This window comes from Enterococcus asini ATCC 700915 (assembly GCF_000407365.1).
Classification (GTDB): domain Bacteria; phylum Bacillota; class Bacilli; order Lactobacillales; family Enterococcaceae; genus Enterococcus_C; species Enterococcus_C asini.
Window position 1 is genome coordinate 695,901 of record NZ_ASVU01000001.1, and the last position, 18,603, is coordinate 714,503.

Here is an 18,603-nt window from a genome sequence, read left to right on the forward strand (position 1 = left end):
TTCTTTGACTATCACCTTCAAAATTCCTTTAGAAACGCAAAAAAAAGCTCGCCCCTACAAGAGGAGCGAGCTTTTCAAATTGAATGACTTAGTTTTGTTCGTTCAATGCGTCTTCTGCTGCCATTTGTGCTTCAATGTCGGAGATGCTATAGACATTTTCGCTAGCCACAGTGACTTCTTTTGGTTCCATGTTCCGGTAATGAGCCATCCCAGTACCAGCAGGAATGATCTTCCCGATGATAACATTTTCCTTCAAACCAAGGAGTGGATCTTTCTTGCCGCGGATTGCCGCATCGGTCAAGACCCGAGTGGTTTCTTGGAAGGAAGCCGCAGATAGGAAGCTGTTGGTTTCCAAGGAAGCTTTGGTAATCCCCAAAAGGACTGGGCGAGAAGTAGCCGGTACGCCACCAGCAACCAAAGTATCGTAGTTGCGGTCTTTAAAGTCAGCGATGTCCAACAAGGTTCCTGGCAAGATTTCGGAATCACCTGGATCCATTACTCGAACTTTACGCAACATTTGACGAACCATTACTTCGATATGTTTGTCGCCGATTTCTACCCCTTGCATCCGGTAAACACGTTGAACTTCACGAAGCAAGTAGTTTTCTACGGACAAGACATCCCGTACTTGAAGCAATTGTTTTGGATCGATGGACCCTTCTGTCAAAGGAGCCCCTCGGTGGATGTAGTCTCCTTCCGCCACTTTCATACGAGCGGTGAACGGTACGGTATACGTCCGCGTATCGGTCTTCCCTTTAATGGTTACTTCTTTGCTACGGGTAGCAGCATCTTCAGAGATATCGATGACTTCACCGGTAACTTCGGTAATGACTGCTTGCCCTTTCGGATTCCGTGCTTCGAAGATTTCTTGGACACGAGGAAGCCCTTGGGTAATATCGTCCCCGGCAACCCCCCCGGTATGGAAAGTACGCATGGTCAACTGAGTCCCTGGTTCCCCGATGGATTGGGCAGCGATCGTTCCGACTGCTTCCCCAACTTCAACTTCGTTACCAGTTGCCAAGTTACGGCCGTAGCAGTGTTTACATACGCCGTGTTTCGTATTACATGTGAAGACGGATCGAATGGAAACTGTTTCGATGCCAGCGGCTACGATTTGTTTCGCCAAATCTTCCGTAATCAATTGATCTTTGCCAATGATGACTTCACCGGTTTCTGGATGCATCACGGATTTATGAGTATAACGCCCAACCAACCGTTCTTCCAGTGATTCAATATTTTCGTTGCCTTCTTTAATGGCAGCAATTTCCAAACCACGGTCCGTACCACAATCTTCTTCCCGAATGATTACGTCTTGGGCTACGTCAACTAAACGACGAGTCAAGTAACCGGAATCGGCGGTCTTCAAGGCGGTATCGGTCATCCCTTTACGAGCCCCGTGAGTGGAGATAAACATTTCCAAGACGGACAAGCCTTCACGGAAGTTAGAGATGATTGGCAATTCCATGATGCGGCCATTTGGCGCGGCCATCAAACCACGCATCCCAGCAAGCTGAGTAAAGTTGGAAATATTACCCCGGGCACCGGAATCGGACATCATGAAGATTGGGTTTTTCGCATCTAAGGATTCCATCAATTTTTGTTGGATTTCATCCTTGGCAGCGTTCCAGACAGCAATAACTCGTTCATACCGTTCGTCGTCGGTAATCAAACCACGACGGAATTGTTTCGTAATAGTATCCACTTGTTTGTGGGCATTTTCGATGATGTCATGTTTTTCACTAAGTACCATGATATCGGCAATCCCTACGGTAATCCCGGCATGAGTGGAGTGTTTGTAACCTAAGTCTTTCATCCGGTCAAGCATCATTGAAGTTTCCGTTACTTTGAAACGTTTGAAGACTTCCGCAATGATATTTCCTAGGTTTTTCTTCTTGAATGGTCCTACCAATTCTTGTTCTTTGATGAAAGCTGGAATATCCGTACCTGCTTCAACAAAGTACTTGTCTGGTGTTTGGACAGTCAAGTTGAAGTCTGTTGGTTCATTCAAGTAAGGGAATTCTTGAGGCATAATTGAGTTAAAGATGACTTTCCCCACGGTCGTCACCATTAATTTCGAGCGTTGTTCTTCGGTAAATGGTTTGTCCCCTAATTTCTTAGGATCTACTGCAATCCGTGAGTGCAAGTGAACATAGCCATTGCGCCATGCGGTTACGGCTTCATCCATATCTCTAAACAACATACCTTCGCCTTCACGGCCATCTTCTTCCATGGTCAAGTAGTAGTTCCCCAGGACCATATCTTGAGATGGGGTAACAACTGGTTTACCATCTTTTGGATTCAAGATGTTTTGTGCTGCTAGCATCAACATCCGGGCTTCGGCTTGTGCTTCTTCGTTCAACGGTACGTGAACCGCCATTTGGTCCCCATCGAAATCGGCATTGTAGGCTTCACAAACCAATGGGTGCAAACGAATCGCGCGGCCTTCTACCAAGACTGGTTCAAAGGCTTGGATCCCTAAACGGTGAAGCGTAGGTGCCCGGTTCAAAAGAACTGGGTGTTCTTTGATAACATCTTCTAAGACATCCCAAACTTCGTCTTCCATCCGTTCGATTTTCCGTTTGGCGTTCTTGATGTTTGAAGCGAGTTCTCTTTGAACCAATTCTTTCATTACGAAAGGTTTGAAGAGTTCGATTGCCATTTCTTTTGGCAACCCACATTGATACATCTTCAAGAATGGTCCTACGACGATAACGGAACGACCAGAGTAGTCAACCCGTTTTCCGAGTAAGTTTTGACGGAAACGACCTTGTTTCCCTTTCAACATGTGAGAAAGAGATTTCAATGGGCGATTTCCTGGACCAGTTACTGGACGGCCCCGACGACCATTGTCGATCAAAGCATCCACAGCTTCTTGCAACATCCGTTTTTCATTTTGGACGATGATGTTTGGTGCATTCAAGTCCAAGAGACGTTTCAAACGGTTGTTCCGGTTGATTACCCGACGATACAAATCGTTCAAGTCACTAGTTGCAAAACGGCCACCTTCCAATTGAACCATTGGACGCAAATCTGGAGGAATGACTGGAATGACATCCATTACCATCCAACCAGGTTGGTTGCCTGATTTACGGAAAGCTTCCATGATATCCAAGCGACGAATTGCCCGAGTCCGTTTTTGACCAGAGGCAGTCTTCAACTCTTCTTTTAATTCCGCAACTTCTGCTTCCAAGTCCACGTTATCTAAGAGTTGTTTAATCGCTTCGGCACCCATGGCCGCATTAAAGGTATTGCCATACTGTTCCCGTTTTTCCCGGTATTCCCGTTCGGTTAACAGTTGTTTCTTCTCTAAACTTGTATCCCCTGGTTCAATAACAACGTAAGAAGCAAAGTAAATCACTTCTTCCAATGCCCGAGGACTCATATCTAAGACGAGACCCATCCGAGATGGGATCCCTTTGAAATACCAAATGTGAGAAACAGGTGCAGCCAATTCAATATGACCCATCCGTTCCCGACGTACTTTTGCCCGGGTGACTTCTACGCCACAACGGTCACAGACGATTCCTTTATAACGGATCCGTTTGTACTTCCCACAGGCACATTCCCAGTCTTTGGTAGGGCCGAAAATACGCTCGTCAAACAAGCCTTCGCGTTCAGGCTTTAATGTCCGATAGTTAATGGTCTCCGGTTTTTTAACTTCCCCGTAAGACCAGCTTCTGATTTTTTCGGGAGAAGCCAGACCTATTTGCATACTTTCGAATTTATTTACATCGATCAAAAGGGGTTCCCTCCATTTCATTTCATGGTCAGATCAAGAGTAGCGCCGGCAAGGGAGGCCCCTTGCCCGGCTTTTACTACTGTTAATCTACGACGCCGTCCGTATCTTGACGGTCTTCCACCGCTTGAATGGCATCCAAGACTTGTTCTTTTTCAGCTTGTTCTTGCTCCTTGGCTTGTTGTTCCAAGTCTTGGGCAGATTGGCGTTGTTGAGCGAATTTCTCTAAGGCATCGATGGTGATCAAATCATCATCATCATCCATATCCCGCAATTCGATTTCTTCATCGTCAATATCCAAGACCCGCATATCCAAACCTAGGGATTGCAATTCTTTTACCAATACCCGGAAGGATTCTGGTACACCAGGTTTTGGAATTGGTTCCCCTTTGACGATTGCTTCGTAGGTTTTCACCCGACCGACTACATCGTCAGACTTGTAAGTCAAGATTTCTTGCAAGGTATAAGCAGCACCGTAAGCTTCCAGTGCCCATACTTCCATTTCCCCGAAACGTTGTCCACCGAATTGAGCTTTCCCACCCAATGGTTGTTGTGTAACCAAGGAGTAAGGTCCAATCGAACGGGCATGGAGTTTATCATCGACCATGTGGGCCAATTTAATCATGTACATTACCCCAACGGAGATACGGCCATCAAATGGTTCCCCGGTACGGCCATCGTACAAGATTGTTTTCGCATCAGAGGCCATGCCGGCTTCTTTTACAGTTGCCCATACGTCTTCATCGGTAGCACCATCAAAGACTGGTGTTGCCACGTGGATACCCAACTGACGAGCAGCCATCCCTAAGTGGAGTTCCAATACTTGTCCGATGTTCATCCGTGATGGTACCCCTAATGGATTCAACATGATATCCACTGGTGTGCCGTCTGGCAAGAAAGGCATATCTTCTTCCGGCATAATCCGGGAGACAACCCCTTTGTTCCCGTGACGGCCGGCCATTTTATCCCCTTCATGGATTTTCCGTTTTTGGACGATATAAACACGAACTAACATGTTCACACCTGGAGACAATTCATCCCCAGCTTCACGGGTAAAGATCTTCACGTCATGGACAATCCCACCACCGCCGTGAGGCACGCGCAAGGAGGTATCCCGGACTTCCCGAGCTTTTTCACCAAAGATAGCATGAAGCAAGCGTTCTTCTGCAGACAGTTCCGTAACCCCTTTTGGTGTCACTTTACCGACTAACAGATCCCCGTCTTTGACTTCGGCACCAATGCGGATAATCCCCATTTCGTCCAAGTCTTTCAAAGCATCTTCCCCGACGTTTGGAATTTCCCGGGTGATTTCTTCAGGTCCTAATTTTGTATCCCGTGCTTCTGATTCGTATTCTTCAATATGCACGGAGGTATAGACATCATCTTTCACCAAACGACGGCTCATGATGATGGCATCTTCATAGTTGTACCCTTCCCAAGTCATGAATGCGACCAAGACGTTTTGGCCCAATGCCAATTCCCCTTGTTCCATGGAAGGTCCATCGGCTAATGTATCGCCTTTATCAACTTTTTCGCCTAAAGTTACCAATGGGCGTTGGTTGTAACTTGTTCCGGAGTTAGAACGACGGAATTTCGTCACTGCATAGACATCCAAAGCACCGTCTTCCCGACGAACCCGTACTTCTGCAGCATCTACGTATTCTACTACCCCAGCATTTTTACAAAGGAGAGCAGCCCCTGAGTCATGGGCGGATTTGAATTCCATCCCAGTCCCAACCCAAGGAGATTTAGGATTGATCAACGGCACAGCTTGTCGCTGCATGTTCGCACCCATCAAGGCCCGGTTGGAGTCATCGTTTTCCAAGAACGGGATACAAGCGGTGGCCACGGCTACTACTTGTTTAGGAGAAACGTCCATGTAATCAATCTTATCGATCGAAACTTCGATATTTTCAGAAGTTGCCCGAGCCATTACCAATGGTTCTGCAAATGTACCGTCTTCGTTCAACGGGCTGTTTGCTTGGGCCACTACGTAATGGTCTTCGATATCGGCAGTCAAATAGTCAATCGTATCGGTAACTCGACCAGTTGCCCGGTCAACCCGACGATATGGCGTTTCGATAAAACCATACTTGTTGACTTTCGCGTATGACGCCAAACTGTTGATCAACCCGATATTCGGACCTTCTGGCGTTTCAATTGGACACATCCGACCATAGTGAGAATAGTGAACGTCCCGGACTTCATAGCCGGCACGGTCCCGGGTCAAACCACCAGGCCCTAAGGCAGATAGCCGACGTTTGTGGGTCAATTCCCCTAGTGGATTGGTTTGGTCCATGAACTGAGACAACTGGGAAGAACCAAAGAATTCTTTGATACTTGCCACTACTGGACGAATGTTGATTAATTGTTGTGGTGTCAAGGTTTCGGTGTCTTGAATGGACATCCGTTCCCGAACTACCCGTTCCATCCGAGCCAAACCGATACGGAATTGGTTTTGCAACAATTCCCCAACAGAACGAATCCGGCGGTTCCCCAAGTGGTCGATATCATCCACATTGCCAATGCCTTCCATCAAGTTCAAGAAGTAGCTCATGGATGCAATGATGTCAGCCGGACGAATGGTTTTCACAGATGAATCTGGATAGCCATTGCCGATAACGTTAATTTCCCGTTCTGGGTCCATTGGTGAGAAGACCTTGATCACTTGAACCGTCATTGGTTCCGTTACAACACCGTCTTCAGAAGGATAGTAGGTAACAGAGTTCAAGCCATTGTCGATGTAAGCCCCTAAAGTTTCCATGGTTTGGTGATTCAACACGGTCCCTTTTTCCACCAAGATTTCTCCGGTTTCAGGATCTACCAAAGTTTCTGCCAAAGTCAGATTCAATAAACGCGTTTTTAAATCGAGTTTTTTGTTGACTTTGTAACGACCTACGTTTGCCAAGTCGTAACGTTTTGGATCAAAGAAGCGCGCGTTTAACAAGTTACGAGAGCTGTCCGCAGTTTTTGGTTCACCTGGACGCAACCGTTCGTAAACGTCTTTCAAGCCTTCTTCAACCCGAGAGTCGCTGGCGTTTTTGTGCAAGTCTTTTTCGATGGTGTTGCGCAAAGATTCGCTTTCCCCGAAGATTTCAAAAATCGTATCATCGGAGCCAAACCCTAATGCCCGCACCAAGACGGTCAATGGGATTTTACGAGTCCGGTCAATGCGGACATACGAGATGTCTTTGGCGTCGGTTTCCATTTCCAACCAAGCCCCACGGTTCGGGATTACGGTAGAACCAAATCCTTCTTTGCCGTTTTTGTCCACTTTGCCATGGAAGTAAACCCCAGGGGAACGAACCAACTGGGATACGATAACCCGTTCTGCCCCGTTGATGATAAAGGTCCCTTGTTCGGTCATCAATGGGAAGTCCCCAAAGAATACTTCTTGGGCTTTGATTTCCCCGGTTTCCCGGTTGGTCAAGCGCAAAGTCACGTGTAATGGTGCAGAATAGTTGGCATCATGTGCCCGAGCTTCTGTCACTGTGTACTTTGGTTCTTTTAGTTCATAGTCTACGAATTCCAAAGATAGGTTGCCGTTAAAGTCGTCGATTGGCAAGATGTCTTCAAACATTTCCCGCAAGCCTTCATCTAAAAACCATTGGTAAGAGTCTGTTTGAATCTCAATCAAATTCGGTAATTCCAATACTTCACTGATACGTGCGAAACTTCTACGTTCGCGATGTTTCCCGTATGCTACTACGTGTCCAGCCAAGCTCTTCACCCCTCAAAATTTCTTTCAAAAAGGCTATCCGAGTTTCGTTACAAAACTTTGACAAAGATTAAGTTTCTGTAACAAAAAGCATTTTTTGCGGCTTTTGGGCACAAAAAAAACCAAAAGTGAGTAAGTCTTTTTTGTCGTCTTACTACTTTTGTTTCTTATGCTAGAGCCGAAACGGACAATAGATCGTTCCTGCTTCCTTGTGTCAATCAGATAGTTTTTGCTTCTAAATTATATAGACTCAGCGGCCATTTGTCAATGAAATCTCTTGTTTCTTTTCATGAAAAGCCTCATTCATTAAGGCTTTCTTTACCTTTTCATGGTCTTCCCCTTGAAAGCAAACAGGCGTGCTTAAAAAGCCCGCCTGTTTTTCAAAACATCCTTATTTTAAAAATTAGTTGCCCATTAAGAAATCCAACACGTTCATCCCAGAAGATGTTTGGGCTCGGTACAGCTCTGTGTAGCCACACTGAGTACAAGAAATCGTGATGAATTTTTTGTTTTGTACATCAAAGACTTTGGCAAAGTTGCCCCCGGTAGTTTGAATCCGATCTTCCGTGTAGTGAGTATTGCCGCATTTTTCGCAGACATATTGACGTTTTTCCATGATAACTCCTCCTCTTTTTTGTTTAGCATACTAAAAAGAGTTTAGCACGACATCCGTCTAAAGAATGAAATGTTGCCTTGGCACAAGCAGTAGACTAAACTAGACAGATAGAAGAAATTCGCATGAAGAAAGGGAACGCTATGTCCACAAAAGAAAAACTACTCGCCTTAGTCAAAGCCTCCCCGGAAATCTACTCCGGTGAAAAGCTTGCCCAAGCCCTAGAAGTCTCCCGTACGGCTGTTTGGAAAGCCATTCGTGAGCTGGAAAAAGCCGGCTACCGCTTTGAACATACCCCCAGCGGTTATCGCTACCTGCCCTCGGATGTTTTGGCGGCAAACGAAATCGCCCCCGGTTTACCCGCCGATTTAGCTATCGAGATCAAGCCTTCCTCCGAGTCAACCATGAAAGATGCCAAGCTAGCTTTTGCTGCCGGTGAGAGCACCCCACGCTTACTGATCGCCGAGACCCAAAACGCCGGTCACGGACGCTTTGGCCGCTCGTTTTTCTCTCCCAAGGGGCAAGGGATTTACATGACCTTGCTTTTGGCACCAAATAAAACATTCGGGGAACTCCCTCAATATACTCTCTTGGCAGCCGTAGCGGTTTGTCGGGCCATTGAAGCACTCGCCGGCGAGTACTGTGAGATTAAATGGGTCAACGACATTTACCTAAAAGGCAAAAAAATCGTGGGCATCTTGTCCGAAGCCACTAGCAATTTTGAATCCGGCACGATTACCTCGGTAAGTATCGGGATGGGGATTAACTTCGCTATCCCCCAAGCGTCATTTCCAGCAGAATTGCAAGTTAAGGCCACCTCTTTATTTCCTGATTTCGAACCTAAAATCACGCGGAATCAATTGATTCAAAAAATCTGGGAAGAATTTTTTGCTCTGGAAGCCGCACTACCGGACATGGGCTACTTGGAAGAGTACCGCAAGCGTTCCTTTGTCTTGGGCAAACAAGTCAGCTTCACCTTACAAAAACAACACTACCAAGGCATTGCCCAAGCCATTACCGATGAGGGGCAGCTAGTGGTCGCAACCGAAAGCGGTCCGATCACTTTGCACTCCGGCGAAATCAGCTTAGAACGCATCGAATAAAAAAGACGCCTGAGAATTTAAAATTCTCAGGCGTCTTTTTTAGCGTAGCCATTGCCACAAAAGAGTGGCCGCTAAACCGACAGCATAGCTGCTATTAAAGAGCACCATGTTTTTTAGAGAATACACAAAACTGTGTGGTGCCGGTAATTCTGCTTTGTGCTGTGCCAGATTTTGTCGTAGCTTTGGCAAGGTCAAAAAGGTTACCAAAATCGGCCAGTCAAAGACCCGCGTGAGTAACCCAACTAAAATCGCCAGGTAACTCCCGTAGACTAAAGCCGAAAAGAGATTCAGTCCCGCCTTGCGACCGATATAGTAGACCAAGGTATAGCGATGATTCTCAATATCCGTCTCTAAGTCCCGCAAGTTATTAGCCAGCATGATATTGGCAATCATAAAAACTAAAGGTAAAGAGGCCAAGACTAGGGCTGCCACTTGCCAAAGATTGCCCACTAAGGAAAACTCCCCGCTAGCTAAATCTAAGTTCAAGAAAAATGCTCCTTGGTCAAAGGTATTTAAGTACACCACCATGGCGAAAATTCCTAACCCCATGGTGAACCCACTGAAGACTTCTCCCAGAGGCATCCGGGACAAAGGAATCGGGCCCGCCGTATAAAAGACCCCGATAAAGCAACAGGCCAGTCCCATAACCAACAGTAGCCAACCTGTCTGCCAGCTTAGATACAGGCCAATTAATGCCGTTACCGCAATCATGGCCAGGATTAACCCACGAACCAAATTCACGGAAAGACCATCTTTGCCAATAACATTTTCTTCGTATTTATACGTTTTTGAGTGGGCTTTTTGATAGTCCATGTAATTGTTAATCGCCGTAGTGGTCATATCAAAAATCAGCATCCCCACAAAGAATAACAAGGTGTACTGCCAGTGAAACTGACCAAAATAAGTCAGTGAAAATAAACACCCAATCACAAAAGGAAAGAAACTGGCGATTTTCGTCTTGATTTCCACTAGGTCAAAAAAAGATCGCAAACTCATGGAAATCCTCCTTACAAATCATCCCGGTTGCCCAAGGTATAGCCGGAATCTGCCCCGATTTCAAAATTATCCTCTAGGCCTTTGGTCAGGTAAACTTTGTCGTCTTTCGTGACAAAAATCGCTTCGGTGCCATCCCCTAAACTTTCCACAAACTCCAGCCCCGCTTTTGTTCCCATAGCATAGGCCGATGTGGACAGGGCGTCTCCGTCAATGGATTTATTCGTCACGATGGAAATCCCCGCGATATCATTGTCGAAAGGATAACCGGTGCGCGAGTCAAACAAGTGATGGTACTTCTTGCCATCGACTTCCAAATAGCGTTCGTAAATCCCAGAAGTCACCACGGTTTTATTGGACTCTTTAATCGTTCCCACCACGGTGCCCCGAGCTTGGTTCGGATCTTGAATGCCAATCGTCCAAGGTTCATCGTTGCCTCGAGGACTGTGCCCTAGGACGAAAACATTTCCTCCAAGGTCCACGATGGCCGCTGTCACACCATTGTCTTTCAGCACTTTCACCGCTTCATCTGCAATATAGCCCTTGGCGACTGCGCCCAGGTCGATGATCATACCTTTTTCTTGGAGATAAACTGTCTTATCTTTGTCGTTGAATTCAACTTTTTTGTAGTCAATGTGTTGTAAGGCATTGTCGATTTCTGACTGTTCCGGTTTCCGGGCATCATCAAAACCGATGCGCCACAGCTGAGTAACCGCCCCAATGGTCATGTTAAAAGCTTCGTTGGTTTCTTCACTATATTTGTAGGCTGTCTTCAATAAGTAGTAAACATCCTCACTTACCTTCACCGGTTTCACGCCAGCTTGGGCGTTGATGGCATCTATCTCGGAGCCTTCTTGGTTAATGGTAATCTTGTCCGCCAATTCTTTAATACGATCAAAAGCAGGTTTCAAAGCGTCCTCTTTGTCCTCGTCATACACCCGAATCCGCACATACGTCCCCATTAAAAATTTCTCTTGATAATACGGTTCTTCCCGCAGTTCGGCTTGCGGCTTTTGATCCTGTTTACAGCCCGCCAATAAAAAGACCGCGACCAAGGTACAGGCCACCAACCAAATCTTCGTTTTCTTCATCCTAATCCTCATTTCTCTTTAAACTCTACTTTTTGCTAGTGGTATCATAGCTTGATTCAAACAAAAAGAAAAGGATGTCGCGTCGACCGCAACATCCCCTTTATTCATTTTAAAACTTTTTTTTGCTTATTCAGTAACGAAGTTGTCTACTACAATTGGAGTTGTGTCGCCTTTTTCAGCAGCATTAAGCAATTGTTCAGCATAGATGATGAAAGTATGGTAGCTGTGAGTAGCACCAGTTACAACGTCGATGTTTGCTGGAGAACCATCTTCTTCGCCCATTGCTTTCACTAAACCTTCGTTGAATTGTGCAATGTATTCTTTAGGTCCAATGCCGGCTTTGTCTTTCATGCTTGTTTCATATTCCGTATCGTCAGCTTTAGATTTGCCGTCTGCATTTTTGTTGTCGTAGTTAGATTCAGTAATCTTACCGTCTTTAACAGTGATAGAGAAGTCTACATGGTAGCCGTTCTTATCGTTCTTTTCAGTCAAAGTGTAAGTACCGTCTTTCAAGTCAGCACCATTGTCGATTTCGATTGTTTCAGTGTTGCCAGCTTGAGCTGCTTGGATCAATTGTTGTGCATAGTTTTGGAAAGAATCGAAAGAGTGAGTAGCACCAGTTACAACGTCCATGCTAGATGGATTTTGTGTTTCGACCAAACCTTTGTTGAATTGTTCGATGTATTCTTTAGGTCCGATGCCGGCTTTGTCTTTCATGTTCTTTTCGTATTCTGTATCGTCAGCTTTAGATTTGCCTTCTTCGTTCACATTGTCGTATTTAGATTCTGTGATTTTACCGTCTTTAACAGTCATTTCGAAGACTACGCGGTAACCGTTGGAGTAATTTTTTTCTTCCAATTTGTAGGTACCGTCTTGCATTGCTTCCCCAGCAACAACTTTTGCTTCGGATTCAGCAGTAGAAGATTCCGCTGTAGATGAGCTTGCAACTTCTGATGATGCAGCTGAAGAATCAGAAGAATTGCTACTACCGTTATCTGAGCTACATGCACCCAATACTAAGGCTGCAAAAGCCAATGCTGTAAAGCCTGCAACAAATTTCTTTGCTTTCATTATTTTTTCCCCTTTTCATTCCAAAAATTTCATTTCCGATGACAGAGCTTGTTAAAAAGTCTGTGATACAATTAACATTGTAGTTTTTTTTCAAAATAAGTCAACTAAAATCCATAACAAAAATGCCGTTCAGATAATGGTCTATATATGTAGCAAGGCTTCTAGCCACTGAAAAAGAATAACCACCTTTTACAAAAGACGGAACTCTTGGATTTTATAAGTACTCCTCTCTTTGTCAAAATGTCACTATTTGATTTTTTATTCACAATCGATTTTACTTTCAGCATAAATTAAATAACTCAATAAAATTCAAACAACCTTCTCCACTTGTCCACCTGATGTTTTTAGTTGATTGCTAACAAGCTTTTCTTTTTACTAGACAAGTTTTCATTTTTGGTATTTGCTTACGAAAAAAATAATCCCCTCATTTTCATCTCATAAAATCAAGGATAAAAAGTGCGCCATTAATTCACAAACTCATTTATAAATAACAAAGCAACCAATTCAATCGTCAGACTATTCTCAACAAAACCGTGATTTAACACCTTCTCACTCATAAAAATTGGTCTACCCTTCGAATTAAAACAACTTAAAAAAAGTGGCCACTAAATAGTCGAACTATTAGACAAATGCTATAAACATCTATATAATGATAAAGATTGTGTAATCATTAGCAAACCATATTTTTTATTATTAAGGAGCGATTTACAATGACAACCAAGAACATCGTCGTTGTCGGGGCTGGTTATGCCGGAGTGGCTGCTACCAAGTATATGTCAAAGAAATTGAAAAAGGATCACGATGTCAAGATTACTTTAATTGACCGTCATTCTTATCATACGATGATGACAGAATTGCATGAAGTGGCAGGACACCGAGTAGAACCTACAGCAATCCAATACGATTTGCAACATCTGTTTGGTCGCAATAAAAACGTCCAACTGGTAACCGACACTGTTACCGGCATCGATAAAGAAAAGAAAACTATTCAAACCAAAACTGGTACGTATTCCTTTGATTACTTACTATTAGGTATGGGTGGCGAACCAAATGACTTCGGTACTCCTGGGGTTAAAGAACACGGCTTCACCATTTGGTCCTTTGAAGATGCTTTACGCATTCGGGAACACATTGAAGACACCGTTGCAAAAGCTGCTTTAGAACCAGATGCCGAAGTTCGTAAAGCAATGCTAACTTTCGTCGTTTGTGGCGCCGGCTTTACTGGTATCGAAATGATTGGGGAATTGGTAGAGTGGAAAGAACGCTTAGCCAAAGACAATAAAATCGATCCTGACGAATTCAGCCTTAAAGTCGTGGAAGCAATGCCAACGATTTTAAACATGCTAAGCCGTAACGATGCTGACAAAGCAGTTCGCTATTTGGAAAAGAAAAACGTCGAATTGGTCTTGAACTCACCGATCACCGAAGTAGCTGAAGATCACATCAGCTTAAAAGACGGTAGTACTATTAACACCTACACCTTAATCTGGTCCGCTGGTGTACGAGCAACTAGTGATGCTGCAGACTTTGGTTTGGAAAGTGCTCGGGGGCAACGTTTGGTAGCCAACGAATACATGGAAGCCAAAGGATATGAAGATAAAAACATCTACATCATTGGTGACCAATCTTATTACGAAGAAGAACCTAACAAACCAACGCCACAAATCGTGCAAGCAGCGGAACAAACTGCTCACTGTGCTGCGGCTAACGTGGTCTCCGCTATTAAAGGCGACGGCCAAAAACACAAATTCAAGAGTAACTACCAAGGGTTCATGGTTTCCATCGGTTCCAAGTGGGGCGTTGCTGAACTCTTTGGCAAGATTCACTTGAGTGGCTTCATGGCCATGATCATGAAACACATTGTCAACTTGAAATACTTCTTTGATATTCGTTCTGGTTATTATATGTTCCAATACATCATGCACGAATTCTTCCACATTAAAGACGACCGCAACGTGGCTCGGGGACATTCCTCTCGCTATGGCAACGTCTTATGGAGCGTGCCACTACGAATCTTCTACGGTTTAGTTTGGTTCGTGGAAGCCTTCAAGAAAATCGTTGGTAACGGCGAAGTCTTGAAACCAAGCACTTGGTTTGGTGAAGGCTCTTGGTTCACTGGTAACTCTGTCTTCCCATGGACTTGGGATTATGCAGCGAGTGCCACTGCTTCTACCGGTTCTTCTGCTGCCGATGCCGTGGGTGGTGCTTCTGCCACTGTTGCTTCGACTGTCGCTTCTACTTCCGATGTGGCTTCTGCCGCTTCTGGTGCTGGGGAAGCCGCAACAAATGGTGCCGGAGAAGCCGCAGCTCAAGCAGCGCACTTCGGTTTGAGCTATGCTTACGGTGAAGAACCAATGGCTGTCTTGGATAAAGCGCCTGACTGGTTCTCTAGCATCATGAAAGTCTTCATGCCAAACATGGACGTGGCGATGTTCTTCCAGAAATTCATGGTCTTCGTGGAAATCGGAATTGCCCTTTGCTTGATGGCTGGTTTGTTCACTTGGTTGATGAGTGGAACTACGATCATTCTCGTGGTCATGTTCTGTCTTTCCGGGATGTTCTTCTGGGTTAACATCTGGTTCATCCCTGTAGCCTTTGCCTTGATGAACGGCTCCGGTCGTGCTGTCGGTTTGGATCGCTGGGTTATTCCTTGGATTCAAAAGAAACTAGGCAATTGGTGGTACGGGAAACCGAAATCAATCTACGGCGACAAAAACGCCTAATCAAACGACAAATCCTAGGCCACAAGCCTAGGATTTTCTTTTTGGGGAAATTTTTAGGGAGATAGTCGGCTGGCAAACTGCCACACCCCTAAACCCGCTTTTTCCCCGGTTTTGTGCTAAAATATGCAAAAATGCTCCCTCACAAGGGATCAAAATGAAAGGAACGGTCATGAAATTCAAAGAGTTTGTCAAAAATAGTCGCTTACGACCATGGGATATCCCCATCATCCTCTTGCTTTGCCTGTTGTCCTTTCTGCCTTTGGTCATCTTTGGGATCACGCGGCAAAGTCCGGCTACCACTGAAAGTAAAATCGCGGTTTTACGCATTAATGGCGATGAAGTCAAACGTTTTTCTTTAGTGGAGGGCAAAAAGAGTTACACCTATCGCTACGAAAATGAAGACGGGGACTACAATGTCATCGAAATCGCCGGTGATAAGGTTCGCATTACCGAGGCCGACTGTGGCGATCAGGTCTGTGTTCGCCGAGGCTGGGCGGAAAAGGACGGCGATACCATCGTTTGTCTCCCTCATAAACTCGTCATAGAAATTCAAGATGGAACAGGAGGTGGCGATGACGGGCTGATCTACTAAGCCCGTTTTCCTATGAATAAAAATCGTCGGCTAATCTTTATCTCCCTCTTAGTGGCTCAAGGCGTCATAATCGGCCTTTTGGAGAATATGATTCCCTATCCTTTTGCCTTCGCACCAGGCGCTAAGCTGGGCCTGTCCAATCTGATCACCATCATCGCCCTCTTCACCATGCCGAAAAAAGATAGTTTTCTATTGGTTTGGTTGCGCCTGATCTTGACCACCCTCTTAGGTGGCACGACTTCCACTTTTCTATACAGTATGAGTGGCGCAATGCTCAGCTATTTTGGTATGCTTATAGTGAAGCAACTGGGTCCCAAGCGAGTCAGCATCATCGGTATCAGTGCCACCGGGGGCTTTCTCCACAATGTAGGCCAGCTAGTCACCGCTTCGGTTATCGCTGGTTCTTGGCAAGTATTACTCTACTTGCCGATTTTATCCTTTTTAGGAATTCTTTCCGGCATTGCCATCGGTATCGCGGCGAATTTCTTACTCGTCCGGGTGACCACCTTAGAAAAATTCCAATTGGACTATGAACGTCATTCCTCAAAAGAGCACTGGCATTTGAAATAAAGGAGTACACACATGAAACTTCATCCTCTTTGGCAAGAATACCCCACTTTGCAAAGCGAACTCACCGAGACCTTGGCATTGATGGAGCAGACCGTCAAATTAAAAAATAAACCCGTGGAAAAGGCCGTCTTAGAGATGATTCACGCTGGAGGCAAACTGTTACGCCCCGCTTATCAATTGCTTTTTTCCCGCTTTGGTCCCGAACAAGACCGACAAAAAGCCATCGCCCTGGCCGCTTCCATCGAGATGCTCCACACGGCGACCTTGATCCATGACGACATCGTGGACAAAGCGGACACTCGCCGGAACTTACCCACAGTAGCCGCTAGCTTCGGAAACGACGTGGCCGTCTATGCCGGGGACTATCTCTTTGTCTGCTGTTTCAAGCTACTAGCCGATTACGCTGGCTCGCTCCACAGTTTGCAGCTAAACTCTCGCAGCATGGAAAAAATCCTGAACGGGGAATTAGGCCAAATGGATCGCCGTTACGATCAACAGATGACCGTAGCGGAATACTTGGACAATATCTCCGGCAAAACCGCTGAGCTCTTCGCTTTGAGCTGTACCGTGGGGGCCTTGGAAAGCGGCACTAGTGAAAAATTTGCCAAACAATGTGGCGAAATCGGCCTAAACATCGGCATCGCCTTCCAAATTATCGACGACATCTTGGATTACTCCCAACCGGAAAGCCAGATTGGTAAGCCAGTTTTAGAGGACGTACGCCAAGGCGTGTACTCCCTCCCGCTCTTATTAGCCATGGAGCAAAACGCCAGCGCCTTTGCCCCTTACTTGGATAAAAAGGCAGCCATGACTGATGAAGATACTCAAACCGTCTACCAATTGGTGCAAGAATACGGTGGCGTAACGAAGGCTCAAAAAGAGGCAAGCCGCTACACGCAAAAAGCCCTGAAAGCCATCCGCAAGCTTCCTGACGACGAACAAAACACCCGGGAATTACTGTGGAGATTGACGAATCAGATCTTACAGCGAACAAATTAAAACCACTATTATGTGAAATTTCACAAACCTCCAACCAAGATTCCTTACTTGGTTGGAGGTTTTTTATTATAAAAAAATGAGCGATGAATCCTGAAAAGGAACTCGCCGCTCACTGTCACTCTATAAAACTAACTTTACGCTTCTTTCTTCTTCCGAATCATATCCCCCACAGAAACTGGTTGGACCACTGGCATGGTCAGAATCATCATAGGGTTTGGCGCCCGATCGATAGACTCACCTTCATCATTTTTCATCTCTGTCACACTTTGGGTAAAGTGTTGGAAACCGGGACCGTAAAACTCGATTTCATCCCCCACGGAAAAGTGATTCCGTTGCCGTACTGTCGCGATTTTCGTGGCATCATCATAGGCCATGACTTCCCCGATAAAGGTGTATTGAGGGATTTTTCGTCGTGGGCCGAAGAGTTGTTCTTGATCGGTCGGTGTGTGGTAATAAAAACCCGTGGACAATTCCCGCTGTGCGACTTTCCACAGCTCGTCGATCCACTCTTCTTTCACCTGATAGTGTTCAGGGTCTGCCATGTAGCTGTCCACCGCGGCTTTGTAGACGTTAGACACCGTAGAGACATAGTGAATGGATTTCATGCGACCTTCGATTTTCAGGCTGTCCACACCGTTTTGAATCAAGTCAGGGATGTGTTCGATCATGGACATATCCACGGCACTCATGGAGAATGGCTCTGTGACTTGGCCTTTTGCAGTCAAGCTTTCATGGGCTTCCGTACCAAAAGGCATATCAAAAAGATCGTACTTCCAGCGACAAGACTGAGAACAGCCTCCACGATTGGCATCTCGCATGGACATGTGGTTGGACAAGACGCAGCGCCCGGAATACGAGATACACATGGCTCCATGGACAAAGGCTTCAATCTGGATATCCGTGTGCTTGCGAATTTCCGCCACTTCTTCCATGGAGACTTCTCGAGCCAAAACCACCCGTTCCAAGCCTTCTTCTTTCCAAAATTCCAATGTTTCATAGTTCGTAGCTGAAGCCTGGGTGGAAAGGTGTACCGGTAGTCCCGGCGCTTCGGTGATGCAGATTTCAATCAAAGCGGGGTCAGAGACGATCACCGCAGAGATGCCCACATCCCGGATTTGCCGGAAGAATTCTCCCGCTCCTTCTTGATTGCCTTCGTGAGTGACCATATTGGCCGCTACATAAACCTTAGCGTTATGGGCTTTAGCGTAAGCCACTCCTTCTGCCATTTCTTCCAGACTAAAGTTTCCCGCCCGACTGCGCAGACCATAGGCATTGCCCCCGATATAAACGGCATCTGCCCCGTAATGAATGGCTGTTTTTAATTTTTCCAGCGTACCGGCAGGAGCTAAGACTTCCGGACGCTTCAATGCTGTATGTGTTTCCATGCTTCAAAA

12 protein-coding genes are annotated in these 18,603 nt (G+C 45.6%); 5 read left to right on the forward strand and 7 right to left on the reverse strand.

The window, feature by feature from the left end:
- Positions 1 to 88 precede the first annotated feature (88 nt).
- The 3 genes from rpoC to I579_RS03395 form a co-directional block, all read right to left on the reverse strand.
- Positions 89 to 3,739 carry a DNA-directed RNA polymerase subunit beta' gene (gene rpoC, locus I579_RS03385; protein ID WP_010754971.1) on the reverse strand — a complete coding sequence of 1,217 codons (3,651 nt, stop codon included), beginning with the start codon at positions 3,737 to 3,739 and terminating at the stop codon, positions 89 to 91.
- Between the two features lie 82 nt (positions 3,740 to 3,821).
- A complete protein-coding gene (gene rpoB, locus I579_RS03390) occupies positions 3,822 to 7,457 on the reverse strand; it encodes a DNA-directed RNA polymerase subunit beta (RefSeq protein WP_010754972.1) in 3,636 nt (1,211 codons plus the stop codon).
- A gap of 400 nt (positions 7,458 to 7,857) precedes the next feature.
- Positions 7,858 to 8,070: a zinc ribbon domain-containing protein gene (locus I579_RS03395; RefSeq protein WP_010754973.1), complete on the reverse strand. Its 213-nt coding sequence runs from the start codon at positions 8,068 to 8,070 to the stop codon at positions 7,858 to 7,860.
- 140 nt (positions 8,071 to 8,210) lie between these two features.
- Between I579_RS03395 and I579_RS03400 the strand changes: the two genes are divergently transcribed.
- Positions 8,211 to 9,170 (forward strand): biotin--[acetyl-CoA-carboxylase] ligase, encoded by a 960-nt coding sequence (locus tag I579_RS03400; RefSeq protein WP_010754974.1) that lies wholly within the window; start codon positions 8,211 to 8,213, stop codon positions 9,168 to 9,170.
- 39 nt (positions 9,171 to 9,209) lie between these two features.
- Here I579_RS03400 and menA read toward each other — a convergent pair whose 3' ends face one another.
- The 3 genes from menA to pplA all read right to left on the reverse strand — a co-directional run bounded on the left by menA (position 9,210) and on the right by pplA (position 12,325).
- A complete protein-coding gene (gene menA / locus I579_RS03405) occupies positions 9,210 to 10,166 on the reverse strand; it encodes a 1,4-dihydroxy-2-naphthoate polyprenyltransferase (protein ID WP_010754975.1) in 957 nt (318 codons plus the stop codon).
- Between the two features lie 11 nt (positions 10,167 to 10,177).
- Positions 10,178 to 11,254: an FAD:protein FMN transferase gene (locus I579_RS03410; protein ID WP_010754976.1), complete on the reverse strand. Its 1,077-nt coding sequence runs from the start codon at positions 11,252 to 11,254 to the stop codon at positions 10,178 to 10,180.
- A gap of 126 nt (positions 11,255 to 11,380) precedes the next feature.
- The gene (gene pplA, locus I579_RS03415) at positions 11,381 to 12,325 is read right to left on the reverse strand and encodes an extracellular electron transfer flavoprotein PplA (RefSeq protein WP_010754977.1); all 945 of its coding nucleotides are present in this window, start codon (positions 12,323 to 12,325) and stop codon (positions 11,381 to 11,383) included.
- Between the two features lie 710 nt (positions 12,326 to 13,035).
- Between pplA and I579_RS03420 the strand changes: the two genes are divergently transcribed.
- The 4 genes from I579_RS03420 (at position 13,036) to I579_RS03435 (ending at position 17,209) form a co-directional block, all read left to right on the forward strand.
- Positions 13,036 to 15,048, forward strand: coding sequence for an NAD(P)/FAD-dependent oxidoreductase (locus tag I579_RS03420; protein ID WP_010754978.1), 2,013 nt, complete (start codon positions 13,036 to 13,038; stop codon positions 15,046 to 15,048).
- 169 nt (positions 15,049 to 15,217) lie between these two features.
- Positions 15,218 to 15,640 carry a NusG domain II-containing protein gene (locus tag I579_RS03425; protein WP_010754979.1) on the forward strand — a complete coding sequence of 141 codons (423 nt, stop codon included), beginning with the start codon at positions 15,218 to 15,220 and terminating at the stop codon, positions 15,638 to 15,640.
- A gap of 12 nt (positions 15,641 to 15,652) precedes the next feature.
- The gene (locus tag I579_RS03430; protein WP_010754980.1) at positions 15,653 to 16,210 is read left to right on the forward strand and encodes a Gx transporter family protein; all 558 of its coding nucleotides are present in this window, start codon (positions 15,653 to 15,655) and stop codon (positions 16,208 to 16,210) included.
- Positions 16,211 to 16,222: 12 nt separating this feature from the next.
- Positions 16,223 to 17,209 carry a polyprenyl synthetase family protein gene (locus I579_RS03435; protein ID WP_010754981.1) on the forward strand — a complete coding sequence of 329 codons (987 nt, stop codon included), beginning with the start codon at positions 16,223 to 16,225 and terminating at the stop codon, positions 17,207 to 17,209.
- A gap of 134 nt (positions 17,210 to 17,343) precedes the next feature.
- Here I579_RS03435 and I579_RS03440 read toward each other — a convergent pair whose 3' ends face one another.
- The gene (locus tag I579_RS03440) at positions 17,344 to 18,594 is read right to left on the reverse strand and encodes a peptidase U32 family protein (protein WP_010754982.1); all 1,251 of its coding nucleotides are present in this window, start codon (positions 18,592 to 18,594) and stop codon (positions 17,344 to 17,346) included.
- Positions 18,595 to 18,603: the final 9 nt, after the last annotated feature.